Source organism: Pseudomonas azerbaijanoccidentalis, assembly GCF_019145495.1.
In the GTDB taxonomy this organism is placed as follows: domain Bacteria; phylum Pseudomonadota; class Gammaproteobacteria; order Pseudomonadales; family Pseudomonadaceae; genus Aquipseudomonas; species Aquipseudomonas azerbaijanoccidentalis.
Window position 1 is genome coordinate 1,080,536 of sequence record NZ_JAHSTU010000001.1, and the last position, 20,419, is coordinate 1,100,954.

Sequence of the window (20,419 nt, forward strand, 5' to 3'; positions counted from 1 at the left end):
TTATTTGTGTCCGGTTTTCATTTCTCGCCCCACCTATCTCCTGACACTTCCAAACGTTTCAGGAGAATGCTGTGCTCAACCCGTGGTCCCACACTCTGTCGCTAACCATTGCCCTGGCAACCCTGGCGAGCCCCGCCCTGGCGCAGGCTCAAACCCTGCCGTTCAATTTGCCCGCCGGCCCACTCGCCAGCACGTTGAATGCCATCGCCAGCCAAAGCGGTCACATCATTTCTCTGGAGCCTTCGCTGGTGCAGGGCAAACGGGCGCCGGCGGTCGTCGGCCAGTTATCGCCTGAAGAAGCGATGCAACAGGCGCTAACGGGCAGCGGCCTGCAGTTGCGAGTGACCGGGCAAGGCAACTTCAGCGTCGAGCCGGCCGCAGACAGCAATGCCACCCTGCAACTGGGCGTGACCAACATCGTCGAGAACAGCGCCGAAGCCACCACCGAAGGCTCGGGCTCCTACGCGGCAAAAGCGGTGACCATCGGCAAGGGCACCCACACCCTCAAGGAGATTCCGCAGTCGGTCACGGTGATGACCCGCAAACAGATGGATGACCAGAACCTGGTCGATCTCAAAGATGCGGCCAACCAGACCACCGGACTGGTCGGCGTACAAGGCGTCGGCAAAGGCTTGATCCTGACCTCCCGCGGTTTCCAGATCGATGACTGGCAGTACGACGGCGTGCCGATCCCGCGTAACACCTATGCGCTGGGTAACTGGGCGACACAGGATCTGATTTTCTTCGATCGCATGGAAGTCCTGCGCGGCGCCTCCGGATTGCTGCAAGGCACCGGCAGCCCGGGCGGCGCCATCAATCTGGTACGTAAACGCGGCCAGAATGCACCGACCGTGACCGTCACCGGCAAGGCAGGTTCGTGGGATCACTACGGCCTGCAACTGGATGCCGGCGGCCCACTGAACCAGACAGGCACCGTGCGCGGGCGCATCGTGGCCGACGAAGACCAGAGCGACTCCTTCATCGATTACGAGTGGAGCAAGACCCACTCGTTGTACGGGGCGCTGGACATCGATCTGCGTGAGGACACGACCCTGGGCCTGGCGGTCAGCCAATCCAAGGGCGAGTCGCGCCCGATGATCCGCGGTCTGCCGCGCTATGCCGGCGGCGCACCGGTCGATATATCACGCTCAACCTACACCGGCGCGCGCTGGAACCATTCGGACATCGATGTCACCACGGTCTATGCCGATCTCGAACACCGCTTCAACGACGACTGGGCGTTCAAGGTCGGCGCCGTGCGCATGACCGAAGACAATCAGGCGAAAAACCAGCGCGTGCAAAGTGCCGGCGATGGCCTCGAAGCCGATGGCAGCGGCGTGCAATACGCCGACTTCGTGACAGATTTCGATTCGACCAAGCTCGGCCTGGACATGAACCTTGTCGGCCACTTCGACGCCTTGTCTATGCAGCATGAAGTGATGCTGGGCGGTAACTATTCCAAATACACTTCGGACGACCGCTTCGCCCGAACCTTCAATGACAGCACCGACACCCTCTTCGGCATCAATCACAACCGCCCGGAAATCAGCTACGACGGCTTGATCAATACCGCCGGTGGTCGCGGTACGCCGAGCAAATACGACATCCGCCAAAAAGGCCTGTACGGCAGTTGGCGAGTCAAGCCGATCGAGCCGTTGACTCTGGTGCTCGGCTCGCGGGTAAGCTGGTACGACTACAGTTACAAGTCATGGACCCAGGCCGCGTTCAGCGACGTTGCCACCGCCAATCCGGAAAGCACCGCCAACGAAACCGGAGAAGTTACGCCCTACGCCGGGATCGTCTACGACTTGACCCGTGAGTGGGCGGTGTATGCCAGCTACACCGATGTGTTCGAACCGCAAACCGTGCGCGACGCCGGCGGTTCGATGCTCAAACCGGTGATCGGCAGCAACTACGAGATCGGCCTCAAGGGCGAGCTGATGGAGGGTCGGGTCAACACGTCCCTGGCCGTGTTCCGTTACGACCAGGAGAACCGTGCACTCAACGACCTGGCTTCGGGTTTCGCCTGCGACGGTTGGTATTGCTCGACGGCCTCAGGCAAGGTTCGCAGCCAGGGGATCGAGGCCGAAATCAGCGGCGAAGTACTCACCGGCCTGCAGCTGTTTGCCGGCTACACCTACAACACCACCAAGTACCTGGATGACCCGGTCAACGAAGGCAAAGTCTTCAGCACCTGGACGCCCAAGCACATGTTGCGGGTCTGGAGCGACTATCAGTTCAGCGGCGACTGGCGCCGTGTCAGCACCGGCCTGGGCTTCACCACCCAAAGCCATACGCTGGGTTACGAGCACACCTTCGACGTACCGGGTTACACCGTGTGGAATGCCCGCGTCGGCTACCAGCTCACGCCGGAAATCGGCCTGGCACTGAACGCCAACAATCTGTTCGACAAGCACTACTACACGGCGGGATACAACCAGCTCGACGGCAACAACAACTTCGGTGATCCGCGTAACGTGATGTTCAGCGTGAAATACACCCCGGAGTTTTGAGACTAAACACAAATCACTCCCTGTAAGAGCGAGCCTGCTCGCGATGAGGACCTGAAATTCAATGATGATGTTGAATGACAGACCGCTATCGCGAGCAGGCTCGCTCCTACAGGGGATTTTCTGGGCCTAGACTTTATTTATCCGACTTGATCGCCGTCCACGCACGCGTACGCACCCGCTCAAGCTTCTGCGGCAACGGCTGCACGACGTATAGGGTTTTCAGCGCTTCGCTGGTTGGCGTCAGGTTCGGGTTGCCGGTGATTTCCTTGTTGATCAGCGGCAGCGAATCCTTGTTGGCATTCGGGTAACCGAGGAAGTCGCTGATCGGTGCGATGACTTTCGGCTCCAGCAGCGTGTTGAGGAATTCGTGGGCCTCTTCGACGTTCTTCGCGCTTTTTGGAATGGCGAACGTGTCGAACCAGATCGGCGCGCCTTCCTTCGGCAAACGCCAGTCGACGACCACGCCATTGCCCGCTTCTTTGGCGCGATTGCCGAACTGGTAGAAGCTGCCGGAGTAACCGATGGCCACGCAGATATCACCGTTGGCGATGTCGGTCATGTACTTGGCGGAGTTGAAGTAGGTGACGTACGGCCGAATCTTCAGCATCAACGCCTTGGCTTTTTCGTAGTCATCGGGGTTCTGGCTGTTGGGGTCCAGTCCCAAATAATGCAGGGCCAGCGGCAGGATTTCCGAAGGCGAGTCGAGCATCGCTACGCCGCAGGACTTGAGCTTTTCCATATTCTCGGGCTTGAACACCAGGTCCCAGCTGTCCACCGGGGCATTCTCGCCCAGCGCGGCCTTGACCTTCGCCGGGTTGAAGCCGATCAACACGGTGCCGTACATATAAGGCACGCCGTATTGATTGCCAGGGTCATTCTTGTCCAGCAACTTGAGCAGTGCCGGGTCCTGGTGCTTCCAGTTGGGCAACTTGGACTTGTCGAGTTTCTGGAACACGCCGGCCTTGATCTGGGTTTCGATGAACTGATTCGAAGGCACCACCAAATCGTATCCCGAGTTACCGGTCAGCAGCTTGGCTTCCAGGGACTCGTTGGTGTCGAACGTATCCCAGGTCACTTTGATCCCGGTTTGTGCGGCGAAGTCCTTGGGCACGGACGGCAGGATGTAGTCCGCCCAGTTGTATACCCTCAGCTCGCGCTGTTCGGCGTGAACGGCGCTGGCCAGCAGCGTCAGCCCACAAACCGTGGCGCCCAGAATGCGTTTCATAATGTCCATGGATCAGTTCCCCAATGTCAGCTCGTTGGTTTTTTTAGTGTCTGTACACGGCAGTGGCCCTGGAAACGGCCAGGGGCAAGGAAGCAAAGATCTGGTTTTGGATTCGGTCGGTGCTGGCGAATCAGCAATCCGGCTTCGATTCTTGCTGACAGCCTAGACGGTTCACAGCGTGTGATCGGCCAAAAGGGGATCGAAATGGCCATTATCCGTGTCCGGATGGATGAGCAATGGCGGCGCCCTGCCCCGGCTTAGTGCAAAATACGCGGCCAAGGTTGAAATCCGGATCCCGTCGCGCAAGGCTGCAACCCGATCCGTCATGACATTCATTTTTGAGAGAGCCGGTGGTAACCGCATGATTGAAGTCACCGAAGTTTCCATTGCCCAACTGCGCGCTGCGCTCGAATCCGGCCAGACCACGTCGGTCGAGCTGGTCCAGGCTTACCTCGCGCGGATCGACGCCTACGACGGCGCCGACACTTCGACCGCGCTCAATGCCGTGGTGGTACGCAACCCGGATGCACTCCAGGAAGCCCAGGCCAGCGATGCCCGTCGGGCCAAAGGCCAGGCGCTGGGGCCGCTCGATGGCATTCCTTATACGGCCAAGGACAGTTACCTGGTCAAAGGGCTGACCGCCGCTTCGGGCAGCCCCGCGTTCAAGGATCTGATCGCTTATCGCGATGCGTTCACCGTCGAGCGACTGCGCGCTGCCGGTGCAATCTGCCTGGGCAAGACCAACATGCCGCCCATGGCCAACGGCGGTATGCAACGCGGGGTCTACGGACGCGCCGAAAGTCCGTACAACGCCGATTACCTCACGGCCCCGTTCGCCTCCGGTTCGTCCAATGGGGCGGGTACGGCAACCGCGGCGAGTTTCGCGGCGTTCGGTTTGGCGGAAGAAACCTGGTCGAGCGGTCGTGGTCCGGCGTCGAACAATGGCTTGTGCGCCTATACGCCTTCGCGCGGAGTGATCTCGGTGCGCGGCAACTGGCCGTTGACGCCGACCATGGACGTGGTCGTGCCGTTTGCCAGGACCATGGCCGACCTGCTCGAAGTGCTCGACGTGGTGGTGGCGGACGACCCCGATACCCGTGGCGATCTGTGGCGCCTGCAACCCTGGGTGCCGATTCCGAGTGTTGCGTCGGTGCGCCCCGCTTCTTATTTGGAGCTGGCGGTGAAACCCGATGCCCTGGCGGGTAAACGCCTTGGCGTGCCGCGCATGTACATCAACGCCGACGCGGACACGGGCACGTCAGAGGCACCGGGCATCGGTGGCCCGACCGGTCAACGCATCAACACTCGTGCCTCGGTGATCGATCTTTGGAAACAAGCACGTTCGGCCCTCGAAGCCGCTGGCGCCGAAGTGATCGAAGTCGATTTCCCGCTGGTGTCCAATTGCGAGGGTGATCGTCCCGGAGCACCGACGGTGTTCAATCGCGGGATCGTGTCCAAGGAGTTCCTGCACCACGAATTGTGGGACCTGACGGCGTGGGCGTTCGATGACTTCCTGCAAGCCAACGGCGATCCGAAGTTGAACCGCCTGGTCGATGTCGATGGACCGAAGATTTTCCCGCACGACCCGGGCACCTTGCCCAACCGTGAGGGCGACCTGGCCGCCGGCATGGACGAGTACGTGAAGATGGCCGAGCGCGGTATCACGCCGTGGGACCAGATCAGCACCGTGCCCGATGGTCTGCGTGGGCTTGAACAGACGCGCAAGCTTGATCTGGAAGACTGGATGGATCGCCTGGGCCTGGACGCGGTGCTGTTCCCGACGGTCGCAGATGTAGGCCCGGCGGACGCCGACGTCAATCCGGCGTCTGCCGACATCGCCTGGAGCAACGGGGTTTGGGTGGCCAACGGCAACCTCGCCATCCGTCACCTGGGCGTGCCGACAGTCACCGTGCCCATGGGCATCATGGCGGATATCGGCATGCCCGTCGGGCTGACCTTCGCCGGCCGCGCCTATGACGACTCGGCGTTGCTGCGTTTTGCTTCGGCGTTTGAGGCAACCGGCAGCAAGCGATTGATTCCGCCGCGCACGCCATCTTTGGCTGGCAAGTGATTGCGGTGACCGTCCGCCGACATTGATGTTGGATGGGATGGCCTCATCGCTAGCAGGCTAGCTCCCACAAGTTTTGCGGTGGTCACGGCGTTTGTGGCTCCACACAAATCCAATGTGGGACCTAGCCTGCTAGCGATGGCGGTGTGTCAGCCAGCATCGATGTCGGGAGTGCTGGCCTCATCGCTAGCAGGCTAGCTCCCACAAGTTTTGCGGTGGTCACGGCGTTTGTGGCTCCGCTCAAATCCAATGGGGGAGCTAGCCTGCTAGCGATGGCGGTGTGTCAGCCAGCATCGATGTCGGGAGTGCTGGCCTCATCGCTAGCAGGCTATCTCCCACAAGTTTTGTGGTGGTCACGGCGTTTGTGGCTCCGCTCAAATCCAATGTGGGAGCTAGCCTGCTAGCGATGGCGGTGTGTCAGCCAGCATCGATGTCGGGAGTGCTGACCTCATCGCTAGCAGGCTAGCTCCCACAGGGTTTTGTGGTGGTCACAGCATTTGTGGCTCCGCACAAATCCAATGTGGGAGCTAGCCTGCTAGCGATGGCGGTGTGTCAGCCAGCATCGATGTCGGGAGTGCTGACCTCATCGCTAGCAGGCTAGCTCCCACAAGTTTTGCGGTGGTCACAGCGTTTGTGGCTCCGCACAAATCCAATGTGGGAGCTAGCCTGCTAGCGATGGCGGTGTGTCAGCCAGTATCGATGTCGGGAGTGCTGACCTCATCGCTAGCAGGCTAGCTCCCACAAGTTTTGCGGTGGTCACAGCGTTTGTGGCTCCGCACAAATCCAATGTGGGAGCTAGCCTGATGGCGATGGCGGTGTGTCAGCCAGCATCGATGTCGGGAGTGCTGACCTCATCGCTAGCAGGCTAGCTCCCACAAGTTTTGCGGTGGTCACGGCGTTTGTGGCTCCGCACAAATCCAATGTGGGAGCTAGCCTGCTAGCGATGGCGGTGTGTCAGCCAGTATCGATGTCGGGAGTGCTGACCTCATCGCTAGCAGGCTAGCTCCCACAGGGTTTTGCGGTGGTCACGGCGTTTGTGGCTCCGCACAAATCCAATGTGGGAGCTAGCCTGCTAGCGATGGCGGTATGTCAGCCAGCATCGATATCGGGAGTGCTGACCTCATCGCTAGCAAGCTAGCTCCCACAAGTTTTGCGGTGGTCACGGCGTTTGTGGCTCCGCACAAATCCATTGTGGGAGCTAGCCTGCTAGCGATGGCGGTGTGTCAGCCAGTATCGATGTCGGGAGTGCTGACCTCATCGCTAGCAGGCTAGCTCCCACAGGGTTTTGCGGTGGTCACGGCGTTTGTGGCTCCGCTCAAATCCAATGTGGGAGCTAGCCTGCTAGCGATGGCGGTGTGTCAGCCAGCATCGATATCGGGAGTGCTGGCCTCATCGCTAGCAGGCTAGCGATGGCGGTGTGGATTACAACAACGGGATCGAGTAGTTGATGATGAAGCGGCTCTGATCCACATCACGCCCCGCGTCGGTGTTCGACTGGCCGTTGCGCAGTGAGAAACCGACGTTTTTGAACGTGCCCGACTGGACCACGTAGTCGAGTGTCATGTCGCGTTCCCACTCGGACTGATCGCTGCCGTTCTGCACTTTGATGTCCGTGCCCTTCAGGTACACGATCGATGCCTTCAGCCCCGGTACACCCAGCGCGGCGAAGTCGTAGGTGTATTGGCCGAAGTGGGTCTGCTCGCCCGCGCGGGTAAAGCTCTGGATCATGCGGTCGGTGGGCAGGTAGACGCTGCCGCCACCGGCCCCTTTGTCCGGCAGGCTGCCCTGGTTGGGCTGGACGAAGTTACTCCCATCACCCACCCGTTGATGCCCCAGCGTGACCGCGTGGCCACCATTGGCATAAGTGATCATCGCCGCCCAGGTGCTGTTGTCGATTTCACCGTTGTTGTCTTCGGTGTAACCCGACGCGCGATAACCTTGCGCCCGGCCCGCGGCGGAACTGTTGGCACCGCTCGACGTGGTGCGGAAGTAGCGCAAATCGGTGGTGATCGAACTGGCGCTGTCGATCGGCAGCAAATGCGTCAGGCCGACAAAGTTCTGGTTGTAGAAGTCTTCCAGCTGCGCAAAGTAATACTGCGCCTTCAAAGTTTTGGTGATTTCGTAGTCGCCACCGGCAAAGTAGAACTTGTTGCTGTCCCGGGTGGCGCCCGCCACCGACAACCCCGTACGGTCAGTCGAGGCCCGTCCGACTGCCTGCTCCAGCAAACCACCGGTCAGGGTCAAGCCGTCGATGTCTTTCGACGTGACCTGCGTACCGGTGAACGACTGCGGCAGCACACGCGCATCGTTGGAAATCAGGATCGGCAACTTCGGTAACAGCGTGCCGTAGCGCAGCTCGGTTTTGGCAATGCGCATTTTCGCGGTCGGGCCGAAGCTGCTCCAGCTGTCGGCAGCGTCGTCGCCATCGCTGGGGATCATGCCGCTTCCGACGTGGCGCCCGCGTCCGCTGTCCAGCGTCACGCCGAGCAACGCTTGGGCGTCCAGGCCAAAACCGACGGTGCCCTGGGTAAATCCGGACTCATAGCGCAGTACAAAACCCTGTGCGGTCTCTTCGGTTTTAGACGGGTCTGCCGCGCCGTCGCGGTTGTCGCTGTTGAAGTACAGCGTGCGCATCGAAAGCGTGGCTTTGCTGTCTTCCAGAAAGCCATGGGCGCCGTCTGCGGCCTCGGCGCTCATGGAGCCGGCGGCCAGCAGAATGGCGGTGGGAATTGCTCGTTTGAACATACGGTGCTCCAGAATGTTTTCTTGTTTTTTTAGGTTCGCCGCCCATTCGGACGCGACGGTTCACCCCGTCACGAGCGCGCAAACTCACCCGCCCGATGGAGAACCATCAGCATCGGTAAGTCGAAGCGGCGGGTTGGAAGTCAGAGTGGCCAGCGCCACTCGAAAGGGTCACGTCGAATGAATCGTGAAACTCTTAAAACATTTCGAGGCGCAATTATCAAACGAGGTGAAAGTAGTTTTCGTGGAGGGATAAGGGTTGTCGTACAGAGGCATGGGTGAACGCCGTATTTGAAAATCCACACTGCGGGTTTTCATCGATTTTCTCCGTTCATTCCATTCATTCGCGACACGCCGGGCAATGGTCGATACTGCAGGTCACCCCTTGTGCCGAGGAGATGAACAATGTCCCTGACGCTCTACTACCATCCGCTTTCGTCGTTCTGCCACAAAGTGCTGGTCGCGCTCTACGAGTACGGCATCGAATTCGAGTCCAGGCTCATCGACCTTTCCAGCGAAAAAGACCGAGAGGAATTGAAAGCGCTTTGGCCACTGTGCAAGTTCCCAGTGATCGTTGACCAGAAGCATCCCCACGGGTTGCCGGAGTCGAGTGTGATCATCGAGTACCTGGACCGGTTTTATGCAGGCGAGCACTGCCTGCTGCCCAGTGATTGGGAGACGGCGTTGCAGGTGCGGCTGTGGGACCGGTTTTTTGACCAGTACGTGCAAGGGCCATTACAGCGGATTGTCGCCGACCGGCTGCATGAAACCCACGGTGACATGACCGCAGAACACAATACGCTGACGACCGCGTACGGCATGCTCGACCGCCAGTTGGCCTGCCGAAACTGGGTGGCGAACCAGACGTTCAGCATGGCCGACTGCGCCGCAGCACCGGCGTTGTTTTACGCCAGCACCCTCCTGCCATTGCCGGATGACCACGGCCATTTGCGTGGGTATTTCGACAGGCTGATGCAGCGGCCCTCGGTTGAGCGGGTGATCGAACAAGCCAAACCCTGGTTTGCTTTCTATCCATATGCCGAAGCGATACCGGAACGGTTTCGCTGAACACCTGCCACCGATTGGCCCGCCCCTTGCTTTGGCACCTTCGCGCATTCACAAATCGGCGGGGGTGTTCATGGCAGGACAAACAACGATGGCGGTGTTCATCACTGCCCTGATCGCCGCAGCGATCATTCTGGCGACGATCTGCGCAGCAGCGGCGGCCACTTGGGTGACGGGTGCAACCTTTGCGGCGATTGGCCTGATCGAAAAGGTCGCGCCGGATATACAGCTGCTGGCCACGCTTTCCCTGACGCCGCAGCCGGCCATGCTGATGGCGGCGATGCAGGCCACCGGCCTGATGACGATTACGCAACTCATGCAGGAAGTGAATCTGGTGATGATTACCGTCACCCTTTGAGGCTTTATCTATTTCTTTTAACTACGTCTACCCCCCACTTCCAGTCGATTCCCGCCCCCAAACAGGTCACCAGATTCAGGGCATTGCCCAATGTCGGGGGCACAAAGGGTCAGTTCTGACTCAGCCAAACCGACTCTGAAAACATCAACCATGACCTGCCCGGCAACACGACCGACTGGCCACGAACGGTTGCGGATGGGCCGATCCCGGCCTATGGTCCAGACACAACAATATCGACGATCGGCGCCATGACCCGCCGCCAATTCTGTTCATCCAAAGCGCCTTTGCGCAGCGAGGTGACCACATGCCTAATGATTCCCGTCCCGCGGTACTCGAACTGATCGGCAACACGCCACTGGTGCGTGTCAGCCGATTCGATACCGGCCCGTGCACCCTGTTCCTCAAGCTTGAATCACAGAACCCCGGCGGGTCGATCAAGGACCGTATCGGTCTGGCGATGATCGACGCCGCGGAGCGCGATGGCCGCCTGCGACCCGGAGGCACCATCGTCGAAGCGACTGCCGGCAACACCGGCCTGGGCCTGGCGCTGGTCGGCCGCGCCAAGGGTTACCGGGTGGTGCTGGTAGTTCCGGACAAAATGTCCACCGAGAAAGTCCTGCACCTCAAGGCCATGGGCGCCGAAGTGCACATCACACGGTCCGATGTCGGCAAAGGTCATCCGGAGTATTACCAGGACGTTGCCGGCCGTTTGGCGAAGGACATTCCCGACGCTTTTTTTGCCGACCAATTCAACAACCCGGCTAACCCCCTCGCCCACGAATGCAGCACCGCACCGGAGATCTGGGCGCAGACTCAGCATGATGTCGATGCCATCGTCGTGGGTGTCGGCTCGGCCGGCACACTCACCGGCCTTACGCGCTTCTTCAAACGCGTGCAGCCGGAGCTGGAAATGGTACTGGCCGACCCGGTCGGTTCGGTGATGGCCGAATACAGCCGCAGAGGCACCCTCGGCACACCCGGCTCGTGGGCGGTGGAAGGCATTGGCGAAGACTTCATTCCGTCGATTGCCGACCTTTCCAGCGTGCGCCACGCTTACTCCATCAGCGACGAGGAAAGCTTCGATCACGCCCGCCAGTTACTGCGCGCCGAAGGGATTCTCGGCGGGTCATCGACCGGCACTCTGCTGGCTGCAGCGTTGCGTTACTGCCGCGAGCAGACCGAGCCAAAACGCGTGGTCAGCTTTGTCTGCGATACCGGCACCCGCTACCTCTCGAAGGTCTACAACGACCAATGGATGAGCGATCAAGGCTTGCTGCAAAGTAAACGCTACGGCGATTTACGCGACGTGATTGCGCGGCGCTTCGAGGACGGCCGTGTGATCAGCGTCGGCCCCGACGACACCCTGCTGACCGCGTTCCAGCGCATGCGTCTGGCGGATGTTTCCCAATTGCCGGTGTTGGTCGATGGTCAGCGACTGGTCGGGGTGATCGACGAATCCGACATTCTGCTGCGTGTGCACCAGGACGCTTCGCACTTTCGCCAAACCGTCTCCGGCGCCATGACCGACAAACTGCAAACCCTGCCACCCGCCGCCAGCCTCGTTGAATTGCAGGCGGAACTCGACCGCGGGCTGGTGGCGATCATCGCCGACGCTTCAGGCTTTCACGGTCTGATTACCCGGTTCGACTTGCTCAATCATTTACGGAGATCCCTTGCATGAGTCAGCACGATAAAACGGGCGCCGCCCGTGGTTTTGCCACCCGCGTGATTCACGCCGGGCAAGCGCCGGACCCTTCCACCGGCGCGCTGATGCCGCCGATCTACGCCAACTCCACTTACTTGCAACAAAGCCCCGGCGTGCACAAAGGCCTCGACTACGGACGCTCGCACAACCCGACCCGCTGGGCACTGGAACGCTGCGTGGCGGATCTCGAAGGTGGAACCCAGGCGTTCGCCTTCGCCTCCGGGCTGGCGACCATTTCAACGGTGCTGGAACTGCTTGATGCGGGTTCGCACATTGTCTCTGGCAATGATTTGTACGGCGGGACTTTCCGTCTGTTCGACAAGGTGCGCCAGCGCAGCGCCGGGCACCGCTTCAGCTTTGTCGACCTGACCGACCTCGCAGCCTTCGAAGCCGCGTTGCAGGACGACACCCGCATGGTCATGGTCGAAACGCCGAGCAATCCGCTGCTACGCCTGACCGACCTGGCCGCCATCGCCCGCACCTGCCGCGACCGGGGCATCATCTGCGTGGCCGACAATACTTTTGCCAGCCCGTGGATACAGCGCCCACTGGAGCTGGGATTCGACATCGTGCTGCACTCGACCACCAAGTACCTGAACGGTCACTCGGATGTAATCGGCGGCATCGCTGTTGTTGGCCAGAATGCCGAGCTGGCCGAACGCCTGGGCTTTCTGCAAAACGCCGTGGGCGCCATCGCCGGGCCGTTTGATGCGTTTCTCACGTTGCGCGGGGTCAAGACCCTGGCGCTGCGCATGGAGCGCCACTGCAGCAACGCGCTGGAGTTGGCGCAATGGCTGGAGCAGCAACCGCAAGTGGCGCGTGTCTATTACCCTGGCCTGCCCTCGCACCCACAACATGAACTGGCGCGCCAGCAAATGCGTGGCTTCGGCGGGATGATATCGGTCGACCTCAACACCGACCTGGCAGGCTCAAAACGCTTTCTCGAAAACGTGCAGATCTTCGCCCTGGCCGAGAGCCTGGGCGGCGTCGAAAGCCTGATCGAACACCCGGCAATCATGACCCACGCCACCATCCCCGTGGAAACCCGCGCACAACTGGGCATCGGTGATGCGTTGGTGCGGCTGTCGGTGGGGGTAGAAGACATAGAAGACCTGCGCGCGGACCTCGCACAGGCACTGGCACGAATTTAGCGCGAACCGAGCGAGATACCGGCATCTGCAACTTCGATGGCGCCTGATGCGCCGCAATAAACTTCGATGGATTTTTTTCGGATACACAACACATGTCCAACCCAGACACTTCCCTGCAAGACACCGCGGCACCCGACGGCGTTTGTTATGGCTGCGGTGGCAGCAACCCTCACGGTTTGCACATCAAAAGTTACTGGCATGAAGACGGCGTGCATGTCGTCGCCGAACACGTCCCGGATGCCAAATACTGCGGCTGGCCGGATCTGGTCTACGGCGGGTTGATCGCGATGCTGGTCGACTGCCATTCCAACTGGGCAGCGATGGCCTACCACTACCGCGCAGAAAACCGCGAAGTCGCCAGCCTGCCACGCATCAACTGCGTGACCGGCAATCTGGGCATCAAATTCATCAAGCCGACGCCCATGGGCGTGCCGCTGACGTTGCGGGCGAAAGTCGAAGGCGAAGTCGGGCGCAAAACCCGCGTCATCTGCGAAGTGTTTGCCGGGGATGTGTTGACGGCGGTCGGCGACTCGGTTTTCGTTCGGGTCGATACCGGCCAACTGGCGGACGCCGCTCACGGTCGCTAAGTGCAGCGCCGGGCTTCATCACTCTTCTTCTATGAGCGCTGTGATCCGCCCGGATCGTTCGGCGGCGAGCAGCGCGGCATAGTCCTTGGCGTTCTGGTCGGCATAGGCCATGGCAAATTGGCCGATGGCCTGGTCGAAGGAGTCCGATTTCCCCAGGTAGCCGCTGATGAGCGCGGCGTCCCCGGATTTCGCGTGGGCGCGGGCCAGGGTCTGACCGCACCAATGCGCGTACCGCTTCAGGCGCGCCGCGGTTATGCCCTCGATGGGCGCCGACATTTTCATGTCGCGCAACTGCCTCACAAAGAAGTCCCGACCGTTCTGGCCGCGTGTCCAGCCCAGAAAAATATCGCTTGAGGACTGCATCAAGCGCTGTCCGGTGACCACCCGCTCGCCCTGATTGTCGTAATCGCTCTTGCCTGCATAAGGCGCCAACACCGAGGGACAGGCCTCCTTGAATTGCAGGAGCAGCGGATGGTTTTCGGCGGAGAAAAACAGCCCGACAAAACAATACGTGCCGACACTACCGATCCCCACCGCTTTGACCGCAATGTCTTCGAGGCGATAACGATCAAACAGCACACGACGTTCATGGGGCAACGACAGGCGATAACCCTGCAGCGCCTCCCGTGCCCGCTCCAGGAAGTTTTTTTCATCGACATGATAAAGAATCGGCGGCTGATCGATCAGGCGCCTGCGCCCCGCCACCTCGCTGCTGATCTTGGGGTACAGATAATCGCCGACCCGTACTTTGGCCTTGGCCACCACCTGCTCGCGAAACTTCTTCACCTCGGCCGTGGGCGCCATGTCGATGATCGCCTGGGCATCTAGACGGTCATACCAGACTTCCAGCGGGCTCAGTTTCGACAGCTTGCGCAGGCGCTCACGGTAAGCACGCACGCACTCCATCGCAGCCGTTATCGAGGCCTTTTTGCCGAGCCGGTTATCCCCTGCCGCCACGACAAAACTGATCGCCAGGCGCTTCACATCCCACTCCCAGGGGCCTGGAAGCGTTTCGTCAAAATCATTGATGTCAAAAATCAGGTTGCGCTCGGGCGTCGCGAACAGGCCGAAGTTCAACAGGTGGCAATCACCACAGGCCTGCACGTTGATGCCAGTGATCGGCGTGGTTGCCAGGTCATGGGCCATCAACCCCGCAGAGCCGCGCAAAAACGTGAACGGGCTGCGCATCATGCGCCCGTAACGTACCGGCACCAGATTGGCCAGCCGATAGCGGTTGGATTTTTCCAGCAGCTCAATCGGGTCGCGGTGTTTGCGCGGGGGGGTCCATTCGGCGTGCAGCGCGTGCGGCAGGCTCTGGCTCAATCGTTCACCGGCACTCAAGCGTTCCTTGCGCGAGCGGAAGACCGGCTCATCCATCGAGACCACAGGGTTACCGGCAGACGCCTTGGCAGGCTTGCTTTTGCGGGGAGGCATGTCCACTCCTTTGCTCAACGAAATGGATCGAGCCGAAGATGGATAGAAGCGTAGCACTCGCCTTTGCAGGGCGAGGCGCAGGCTGAAAAATATCTGCAAGCTCTGTGCACAACGACGTGGTGCACAGCGGATTGTTTTAAATGCCGTTGCCCGCCAGAAAGTGATTAATGAGCTATACCCGCTAATCTCTCTTTGCAGTTGTTCAACACAGGAGTTTGGCAATGAAACTCAGACATTCTCTGGCGGCGCTGCTGGTCATCACCAGCCTGTTCGGCTGCGCCACATCGTCAAAACAAAGCGTGTTCGTGAACCTCGATGCCACTCGGCAGAATGTCGGCCAGATCGGCAACGTCACGCTGTCCGACTGGGACAAACAAACCGGTTTGAGCTTCTTCATCAGCGGCGCCCCCACCGGCGCTTCCCTGCCATTGCGGCTCTACAGTTTCATCAACAAAGGCAGTTGCCAGCAACCCGGCCCCGTCGCCTATGCCATGAACGACAAGGTCAACACCGAGCGCCAACCCATACGCGGCTGGACCTTTTCAAGAAGCGTACCGGTGCCCTTGCATGACTTGATGTCCAGCGAGCACTACATCGTGGTGCGAACCGCAGCGACCGATGGCAACGTCGATATTTTTTGCGGGGATATCAAACAGACGGCCACAGCGAAATAACCACGGCCAACAGCGTTCATAAAGGGTGCGGCTCGATAATCTTCAGCCAGGGCCAGCGCGCCTGATAACTTTTGGCCTTCTGTTCGAACAGCGCCGGCTTGGGATTCTTTGGGTTGATACGCAGCAGTCCTGACTGGGTATCGGCCAGTCCGTTTGGCGCATAGAGCTCGCCGGTGACGATATTCAGACCGATGCAGGTACCCGCAATCAGGTAGCGATCAATCCCGTCTTTGGCCGATTGAAGCTGAGGATAGGCCCCGCCAAATCGCTGGTTGTACCAAAGATGAACGCGGGCCTGATTCTTGATTTCGATGTTGGCCTCGAGATCCTGAAACAACCGTTGAGCTGCCTGGATGACTTCGTTCTCAGCCTCCCAAGACAGATCATCGTCGAAGTAAAACACGTCGTAATCCTTCACACCCCAACCCGGCGACTGTTCTGATTGACAATTCCACACCGCCTGAAACAGGCATCCGGCAGTGAGCATGCACTGGCTCAGACCCAATGCGGGCAGCCGTCTGCTGATTTCAGCGTTCAGCGGATTGGTCATGGCGATCCTGACCAATTCATCACCCGTCAATGTCATTTTGCAACCCTCGATCCCTGTGGTCGCCCATCGTAAACATCTGCACCGTCAGCCGCTACGTCGATGGCGTGGGCACGACCACGTCACACCGGCGAAATTGTCGCGAGCACGCCGATCAAAATAGTCACCAGCAAAAAACCACCGAGGAAAATCGCCATCTTGCCCATAAGGCCTCCTGCATTCTGAGTTTGCGGTGCACCGCGACCAAGGCGCGGCACTCGTCGCTATTGTGGAGCGCAAACTGAGTGCATTACAGAGGCAGAAAACACAAAAAAATACGGATCAGATGCGCATTACTGCGGAGCGAACCTGCTCGTGAGGAAGGTTCCTACATCCGACTGCCAAAACAGAATCAGACGCATCTGATTCTGTTATTCGGAAACGTCTTTATGCGCCATTGCTGGCGTCGACCGCCGTACATTCGCACCTGCACAAACATGGATCAACAATCTCATTGCCAAGGAGCGGTCGTATGGCATTTGACGCTTACATCAAAATCGAAGGTATTCCGGGAGAAGCCCTGGACGAGCAGTATCGTAACTGGATCGAAGTCAACAGCTACAACTTTGGCACTCAACAAAGTACTTCCGCCACCGCCAGTTCTGCGGGTGGCGCAACTGCAGGGCGAACGACGCTGAGCACCTTCACTTTTACCAAAGTACTCGACAAGTCCAGCTGCAAGTTGATGGAAGCCAGTTGCGCTGGTGAGCATTTGAAAGAAGTCACTCTGGTTCTTAGCCGTGCAGGCGGCGACAAACTCAAGTATTTCGAGATCGTTCTCGAAGAAGTGATCATCGCCGACTACATGCAAAACGCTGCTTCCGGCATTCCCGTTGAAATCGTGCAACTGGATTATGGCCGCATCAAGACGGTCTATACCCAGCAAAAACGCAGTGACGGTGCCGGTGGCGGCAACATCGCGGGCGGCTGGGATCGCATCAACAACAAGCGCTATTCGTGAGGCTGACATGGCACAGCCTCTGGCGTTCATCAATACACAATCCCAAACCTACGCGTCCCTCAAAGCTCAACTGGGCCTGAACGGTATCGCCAACAGCAAGTTCGATGCACTCAATAGCCATATCAGCAATTCGGTGGTGCTGGCGGGCGAGTTAGTGATCATCGGTGACGTGTCTACGCCACTCAGTACCAGCGAAGAGGCCTACTTGATGGCCAGGGCACGAGACATCCATATCGGCCTGCTGACGAATCAGGTCGATGCGGACGACTTCTTTCTCGATAACTTCGAACTACTCCAGGGCATGCTTGCTCACGGCGCTATCGGCGCAGGCGCCGTCAGTGACGGCTGGAGCAAGCACTTGGCCGCAATCAAGACCACTCTGGAGGAAATCGAACAAGCCCATAAGGACTATCTGCGCAGCGGATCAATAGCGGCCCGGGACAGGTTTTACAGTGAGCGCGCCCTGTTGTTCAGCAAGCTGGAAAATCAACTTGGCAATGTAGCGTCCTATGGTTCCGGGCTTCGTTATCAAGGGTCGATAAAACGGATGCTGGGAATTTCGACCAAGCGTTACATGAGTACGGGTGAGATTGCCGGGTATGCACAGAAGGTCAGTGGCGTGGCAAAGGCGGCAAAGCTGATCAAGCGAGGGGTTTATATCGGCGTCGCTCTTGACGTTGCTTCCGCTGGGCTGGATATCCGGCAAGCGTGTGCGTTGGGGCGGGAGGATGAGTGTACTAAGGCGAAGTATGTCGAGGGGTCTTCGTTGGTTTCAGGATTGGCGGGGGGTGCAGTTGGTGGTTTTTTAGGTTCGCGCGTCGGAACGCTTGGATGCATGCTCGCTTTGGGAATCGCTAGCGGCGGATCAGGGGCATTGGTATGTACTGTGTTGGGGGGTGCCGTGGGGGGTGTGTCAGGAGGATCGTTAGGTGGATCCGAGGGTGAGAGCATTGGTGAATATCTGTATGGAAACATGGCTCAATGAGCCAAGAACAACTCAGTCTGATATCACTCATCCTTTTCGTGCCATTTATCCTGACAACGGTTTGGATATTTTTGATGGTACATATCTATACAGATAAAGCCGAAAGGCTGTTACCAAACAGCCGACTCGTAAAAGATAATAAAAAATTATTCTCTCATATGGGGCTTTTGGGAAAAGCCACTAGCAATGGGGTAATTAGCTATATCCTTCTAATGCCGAAGCTGATCGCAAAAAAAGGTTTGGTCGATGTCACTGAAGTCCATAATTTCCCAAGAAAGTTGAAGCTAATCCTGATTTTGTCATGGGGCTCGAACTCGTTTTTCTTTTTTGCCCTGATTGCGCTCAATGTTTACCGTAGACACGTCGTGTAGAGAAGGCGCTCAAACTGCGTGGTGTTTCCACTTTAAAAAAACCATAAAAAAACCCGCTAACCATTACTGGTTCAGCGGATTTTTCATCTCAAGCCAAGTAATTAAACACCTCACCGTCACCGGCACGGCATCCTTTTACAAAGCCATATCAGTCGCAGCATTTTCCTTCGGTGCTTTCGGCGCTTCAGCTGGCGCAGTCACCGGTGCAGTTGCCTGACCAATCGCCGGTGGCGGAGTCAGTTCCAGCACCTTGGCGGTGTAGGCCCATTCCTGCGCAACCTTTTCAGGATTACCGTTCAGCTGGGTGCCGTAGCTTGGCACGATCTGGTGCAGTTTTTCCTGCCAGGCCGGGGTGGCGACCTTGTCCTTGAAGACTTTCTGCAGCACGGTCAGCATGATCGGCGCAGCGGTCGAAGCGCCTGGGGAGGCACCCAGCAGGCCGGCGATGCTGCCGTCTTGCGAAGCGACGATTTCGGTGCCCAGTTTCAGCACGCCACCGGCGGCTTCGTCACGCTTGATGATCTGCACGCGCTGGCCCGCTTGCCACAGACGCCAGTCTTCAGCCTTGGCGTTCGGGAAGTATTCTTTCAGGGCATTGAGGCGGTCTTCGTCAGACAGCATCAGTTGACCAGCGAGGTACTCGACCAGCGGGTATTCCTTGATGCCTACCTTGGTCATCGGCCACACGTTGTGGGTGGTCGTGGTGGTCAGCAGGTCCAGGTACGAACCTTCTTTCAGGAACTTGGTGCTGAAGGTCGCGAATGGGCCAAACAGGATCACGCGCTTGCCGTCCAGCACGCGGGTGTCCAGGTGTGGAACCGACATCGGCGGTGCACCCACCGAAGCTTTACCGTAGGCCTTGGCCAGGTGTTGCTCGGCAATGGTCGGGTTTTCGGTCACGAGGAACGAGCCGCCTACCGGGAAGCCTGCGTATTCCTTGGCTTCAGGAATGCCGGACTTCTGCAGCAAGTGCAGGGCACCGCCACCAGCGCCGATGAACACGAACTTGGCGTCGGTTTCGGATTTGCTGCCGTCTTTCAGGTTTTTGTAGCTGACGCGCCAGGTGCCGTCTTCATTCTTGGTGATGTCCTGCACTTCGCTGGACAGCTTCAAGTCGAATTTCGGCGTGGTTTGCAGGTGCGCGACGAACTGGCGGGTGATCTCGCCGAAGTTCACGTCGGTACCGATCGGGCTCCAGGTGGCCGCGATTTTCTGGTTCGGGTCACGCCCTTCCATCATCAGCGGAACCCACTTCTTGATCACAGCCGGGTCTTCGGAATACTGCATGCCGGCGAACAGCGGGCTCGCTTGCAGGGCTTCGTAGCGCTTTTTCAGGAACTTGATGTTGTCATCGCCCCACACAAAGCTCATGTGCGGCGTGGAGTTGATGAACGAACGCGGGTTCTTCAGCACGCCTTGCTGAACCTGCCAGGCCCAGAACTGACGGGAAATCTGGAAGGCTTCGTTGATTTCGACGGCTTTAGGGATCGAGACATTGCCCTTGTCGTCTTCCGGCGTGTAGTTCAACTCGGCCAGGGCGGAGTGACCGGTACCGGCGTTGTTCCAGCCGTTGGAGCTTTCCAGGGCGACGCCGTCGAGACGCTCGATCATTTCCATCGAGGTGCCGGGTTCCAGCTCATTGAGCCACACACCCAGGGTCGCGCTCATGATGCCGCCGCCAATCAGCAGCACATCGACTTTCTTGGCCTCTTCGGCCTGGGCCGTCGTCATCCCCAACGACAACGCCAACCCCAGCAGGGCTGTGTTCACTTTTTTAAACATCTGTAGCACCTATGATAAAACGCCATCCGCCCTTCCATCCTCGCGCACACGGCCCATGTTTCACGGCAGATCATGGGTGCGGCACAGCAGGATTACAGGGTGGGCACACAAGGCCGACATGACTGCATCGACCCCAGTTATATGTCCCTACTGAACTGACTTCTTATCTTTTTTGGCTTCAGCTGCTTGAGCGACAGTGATTCTGTTCGCCT

The 20,419-nt window shown here is 58.9% G+C and carries 16 protein-coding genes; 11 read left to right on the plus strand and 5 right to left on the minus strand.

Features of this window, described 5'->3' with window-relative positions; all coding sequences use genetic code 11:
- Window positions 1-71: 71 nt before the first annotated feature.
- Window positions 72-2,513 (plus strand): TonB-dependent siderophore receptor, encoded by a 2,442-nt coding sequence (locus KVG88_RS04555; protein WP_217870462.1) that lies wholly within the window; start codon window positions 72-74, stop codon window positions 2,511-2,513.
- Between the two features lie 133 nt (window positions 2,514-2,646).
- On the opposite strand, the gene KVG88_RS04560 is transcribed toward KVG88_RS04555, so the two are convergent.
- Window positions 2,647-3,747 (minus strand): polyamine ABC transporter substrate-binding protein, encoded by a 1,101-nt coding sequence (locus tag KVG88_RS04560; protein ID WP_217870463.1) that lies wholly within the window; start codon window positions 3,745-3,747, stop codon window positions 2,647-2,649.
- Between the two features lie 352 nt (window positions 3,748-4,099).
- Here KVG88_RS04560 and KVG88_RS04565 point away from each other — a divergent pair, with 352 nt between their 5' ends.
- Window positions 4,100-5,809: an amidase gene (locus tag KVG88_RS04565; RefSeq protein WP_217870464.1), complete on the plus strand. Its 1,710-nt coding sequence runs from the start codon at window positions 4,100-4,102 to the stop codon at window positions 5,807-5,809.
- A gap of 1,419 nt (window positions 5,810-7,228) precedes the next feature.
- On the opposite strand, the gene KVG88_RS04570 is transcribed toward KVG88_RS04565, so the two are convergent.
- Window positions 7,229-8,551, minus strand: a complete 1,323-nt coding sequence (locus KVG88_RS04570) for an OprD family porin (protein ID WP_217870465.1) — start codon at window positions 8,549-8,551, stop codon at window positions 7,229-7,231.
- 402 nt (window positions 8,552-8,953) lie between these two features.
- On the opposite strand from KVG88_RS04570, the gene KVG88_RS04575 reads away from it, so the two are divergent.
- The 5 genes from KVG88_RS04575 to KVG88_RS04595 all read left to right on the plus strand — a co-directional run bounded on the left by KVG88_RS04575 (window position 8,954) and on the right by KVG88_RS04595 (window position 13,414).
- Complete coding sequence (locus KVG88_RS04575) at window positions 8,954-9,616, plus strand: glutathione S-transferase family protein (protein ID WP_217870466.1); 663 nt, start codon at window positions 8,954-8,956, stop codon at window positions 9,614-9,616.
- Window positions 9,617-9,704: 88 nt separating this feature from the next.
- Complete coding sequence (locus KVG88_RS04580; RefSeq protein ID WP_150702501.1) at window positions 9,705-9,971, plus strand: hypothetical protein; 267 nt, start codon at window positions 9,705-9,707, stop codon at window positions 9,969-9,971.
- A 304-nt stretch (window positions 9,972-10,275) separates the two neighbouring features.
- A complete protein-coding gene (locus tag KVG88_RS04585; protein WP_217870467.1) occupies window positions 10,276-11,652 on the plus strand; it encodes a pyridoxal-phosphate dependent enzyme in 1,377 nt (458 codons plus the stop codon).
- Window positions 11,649-12,827, plus strand: a complete 1,179-nt coding sequence (locus KVG88_RS04590) for a trans-sulfuration enzyme family protein (protein WP_217870468.1) — start codon at window positions 11,649-11,651, stop codon at window positions 12,825-12,827. The genes KVG88_RS04585 and KVG88_RS04590 overlap by 4 nt, the downstream gene beginning before the upstream one ends.
- 92 nt (window positions 12,828-12,919) lie before the next feature.
- A complete protein-coding gene (locus KVG88_RS04595; RefSeq protein ID WP_217870469.1) occupies window positions 12,920-13,414 on the plus strand; it encodes a PaaI family thioesterase in 495 nt (164 codons plus the stop codon).
- Window positions 13,415-13,432: 18 nt separating this feature from the next.
- Here the strand turns inward: KVG88_RS04595 and KVG88_RS04600 are convergent, their stop codons facing one another.
- Window positions 13,433-14,605 (minus strand): DUF2252 domain-containing protein, encoded by a 1,173-nt coding sequence (locus KVG88_RS04600; protein WP_437179937.1) that lies wholly within the window; start codon window positions 14,603-14,605, stop codon window positions 13,433-13,435.
- 464 nt (window positions 14,606-15,069) lie between these two features.
- On the opposite strand from KVG88_RS04600, the gene KVG88_RS04605 reads away from it, so the two are divergent.
- Window positions 15,070-15,522 (plus strand): hypothetical protein, encoded by a 453-nt coding sequence (locus KVG88_RS04605; protein WP_217870471.1) that lies wholly within the window; start codon window positions 15,070-15,072, stop codon window positions 15,520-15,522.
- 16 nt (window positions 15,523-15,538) lie between these two features.
- Here the strand turns inward: KVG88_RS04605 and KVG88_RS04610 are convergent, their stop codons facing one another.
- Window positions 15,539-16,072 carry a nucleotidyltransferase family protein gene (locus KVG88_RS04610; RefSeq protein WP_225933849.1) on the minus strand — a complete coding sequence of 178 codons (534 nt, stop codon included), beginning with the start codon at window positions 16,070-16,072 and terminating at the stop codon, window positions 15,539-15,541.
- Window positions 16,073-16,580: 508 nt separating this feature from the next.
- Between KVG88_RS04610 and KVG88_RS04615 the strand changes: the two genes are divergently transcribed.
- The 3 genes from KVG88_RS04615 to KVG88_RS04625 are packed head-to-tail and all read left to right on the plus strand — an operon-like array spanning window position 16,581 to window position 18,425.
- Window positions 16,581-17,069, plus strand: coding sequence for an Hcp family type VI secretion system effector (locus KVG88_RS04615; protein ID WP_150702495.1), 489 nt, complete (start codon window positions 16,581-16,583; stop codon window positions 17,067-17,069).
- A gap of 7 nt (window positions 17,070-17,076) precedes the next feature.
- A complete protein-coding gene (locus KVG88_RS04620) occupies window positions 17,077-18,054 on the plus strand; it encodes a hypothetical protein (RefSeq protein ID WP_217870473.1) in 978 nt (325 codons plus the stop codon).
- The gene (locus KVG88_RS04625; RefSeq protein ID WP_150702492.1) at window positions 18,051-18,425 is read left to right on the plus strand and encodes a hypothetical protein; all 375 of its coding nucleotides are present in this window, start codon (window positions 18,051-18,053) and stop codon (window positions 18,423-18,425) included. Before KVG88_RS04620 ends, KVG88_RS04625 begins: the two co-directional genes overlap by 4 nt.
- 135 nt (window positions 18,426-18,560) lie before the next feature.
- On the opposite strand, the gene mqo is transcribed toward KVG88_RS04625, so the two are convergent.
- Window positions 18,561-20,207, minus strand: a complete 1,647-nt coding sequence (mqo, locus tag KVG88_RS04630) for a malate dehydrogenase (quinone) (RefSeq protein ID WP_217870474.1) — start codon at window positions 20,205-20,207, stop codon at window positions 18,561-18,563.
- Window positions 20,208-20,419 lie beyond the last annotated feature (212 nt).

Coding starts and splice junctions, on each gene's coding strand:
- KVG88_RS04560 (WP_217870463.1), bottom strand. CDS start 3,747: ATGGACATTATGAAACGCATTCTGGGCGCCACGGTTTGTGGGCTGACG.
- KVG88_RS04565 (WP_217870464.1), top strand. CDS start 4,100: ATGATTGAAGTCACCGAAGTTTCCATTGCCCAACTGCGCGCTGCGCTC.
- KVG88_RS04570 (WP_217870465.1), bottom strand. CDS start 8,551: ATGTTCAAACGAGCAATTCCCACCGCCATTCTGCTGGCCGCCGGCTCC.
- KVG88_RS04575 (WP_217870466.1), top strand. CDS start 8,954: ATGTCCCTGACGCTCTACTACCATCCGCTTTCGTCGTTCTGCCACAAA.
- KVG88_RS04580 (WP_150702501.1), top strand. CDS start 9,705: ATGGCGGTGTTCATCACTGCCCTGATCGCCGCAGCGATCATTCTGGCG.
- KVG88_RS04585 (WP_217870467.1), top strand. CDS start 10,276: ATGCCTAATGATTCCCGTCCCGCGGTACTCGAACTGATCGGCAACACG.
- KVG88_RS04590 (WP_217870468.1), top strand. CDS start 11,649: ATGAGTCAGCACGATAAAACGGGCGCCGCCCGTGGTTTTGCCACCCGC.
- KVG88_RS04595 (WP_217870469.1), top strand. CDS start 12,920: ATGTCCAACCCAGACACTTCCCTGCAAGACACCGCGGCACCCGACGGC.
- KVG88_RS04600 (WP_437179937.1), bottom strand. CDS start 14,605: ATGATGCGCAGCCCGTTCACGTTTTTGCGCGGCTCTGCGGGGTTGATG.
- KVG88_RS04605 (WP_217870471.1), top strand. CDS start 15,070: ATGAAACTCAGACATTCTCTGGCGGCGCTGCTGGTCATCACCAGCCTG.
- KVG88_RS04610 (WP_225933849.1), bottom strand. CDS start 16,072: ATGACCAATCCGCTGAACGCTGAAATCAGCAGACGGCTGCCCGCATTG.
- KVG88_RS04615 (WP_150702495.1), top strand. CDS start 16,581: ATGGCATTTGACGCTTACATCAAAATCGAAGGTATTCCGGGAGAAGCC.
- KVG88_RS04620 (WP_217870473.1), top strand. CDS start 17,077: ATGGCACAGCCTCTGGCGTTCATCAATACACAATCCCAAACCTACGCG.
- KVG88_RS04625 (WP_150702492.1), top strand. CDS start 18,051: ATGAGCCAAGAACAACTCAGTCTGATATCACTCATCCTTTTCGTGCCA.
- mqo (WP_217870474.1), bottom strand. CDS start 20,207: ATGTTTAAAAAAGTGAACACAGCCCTGCTGGGGTTGGCGTTGTCGTTG.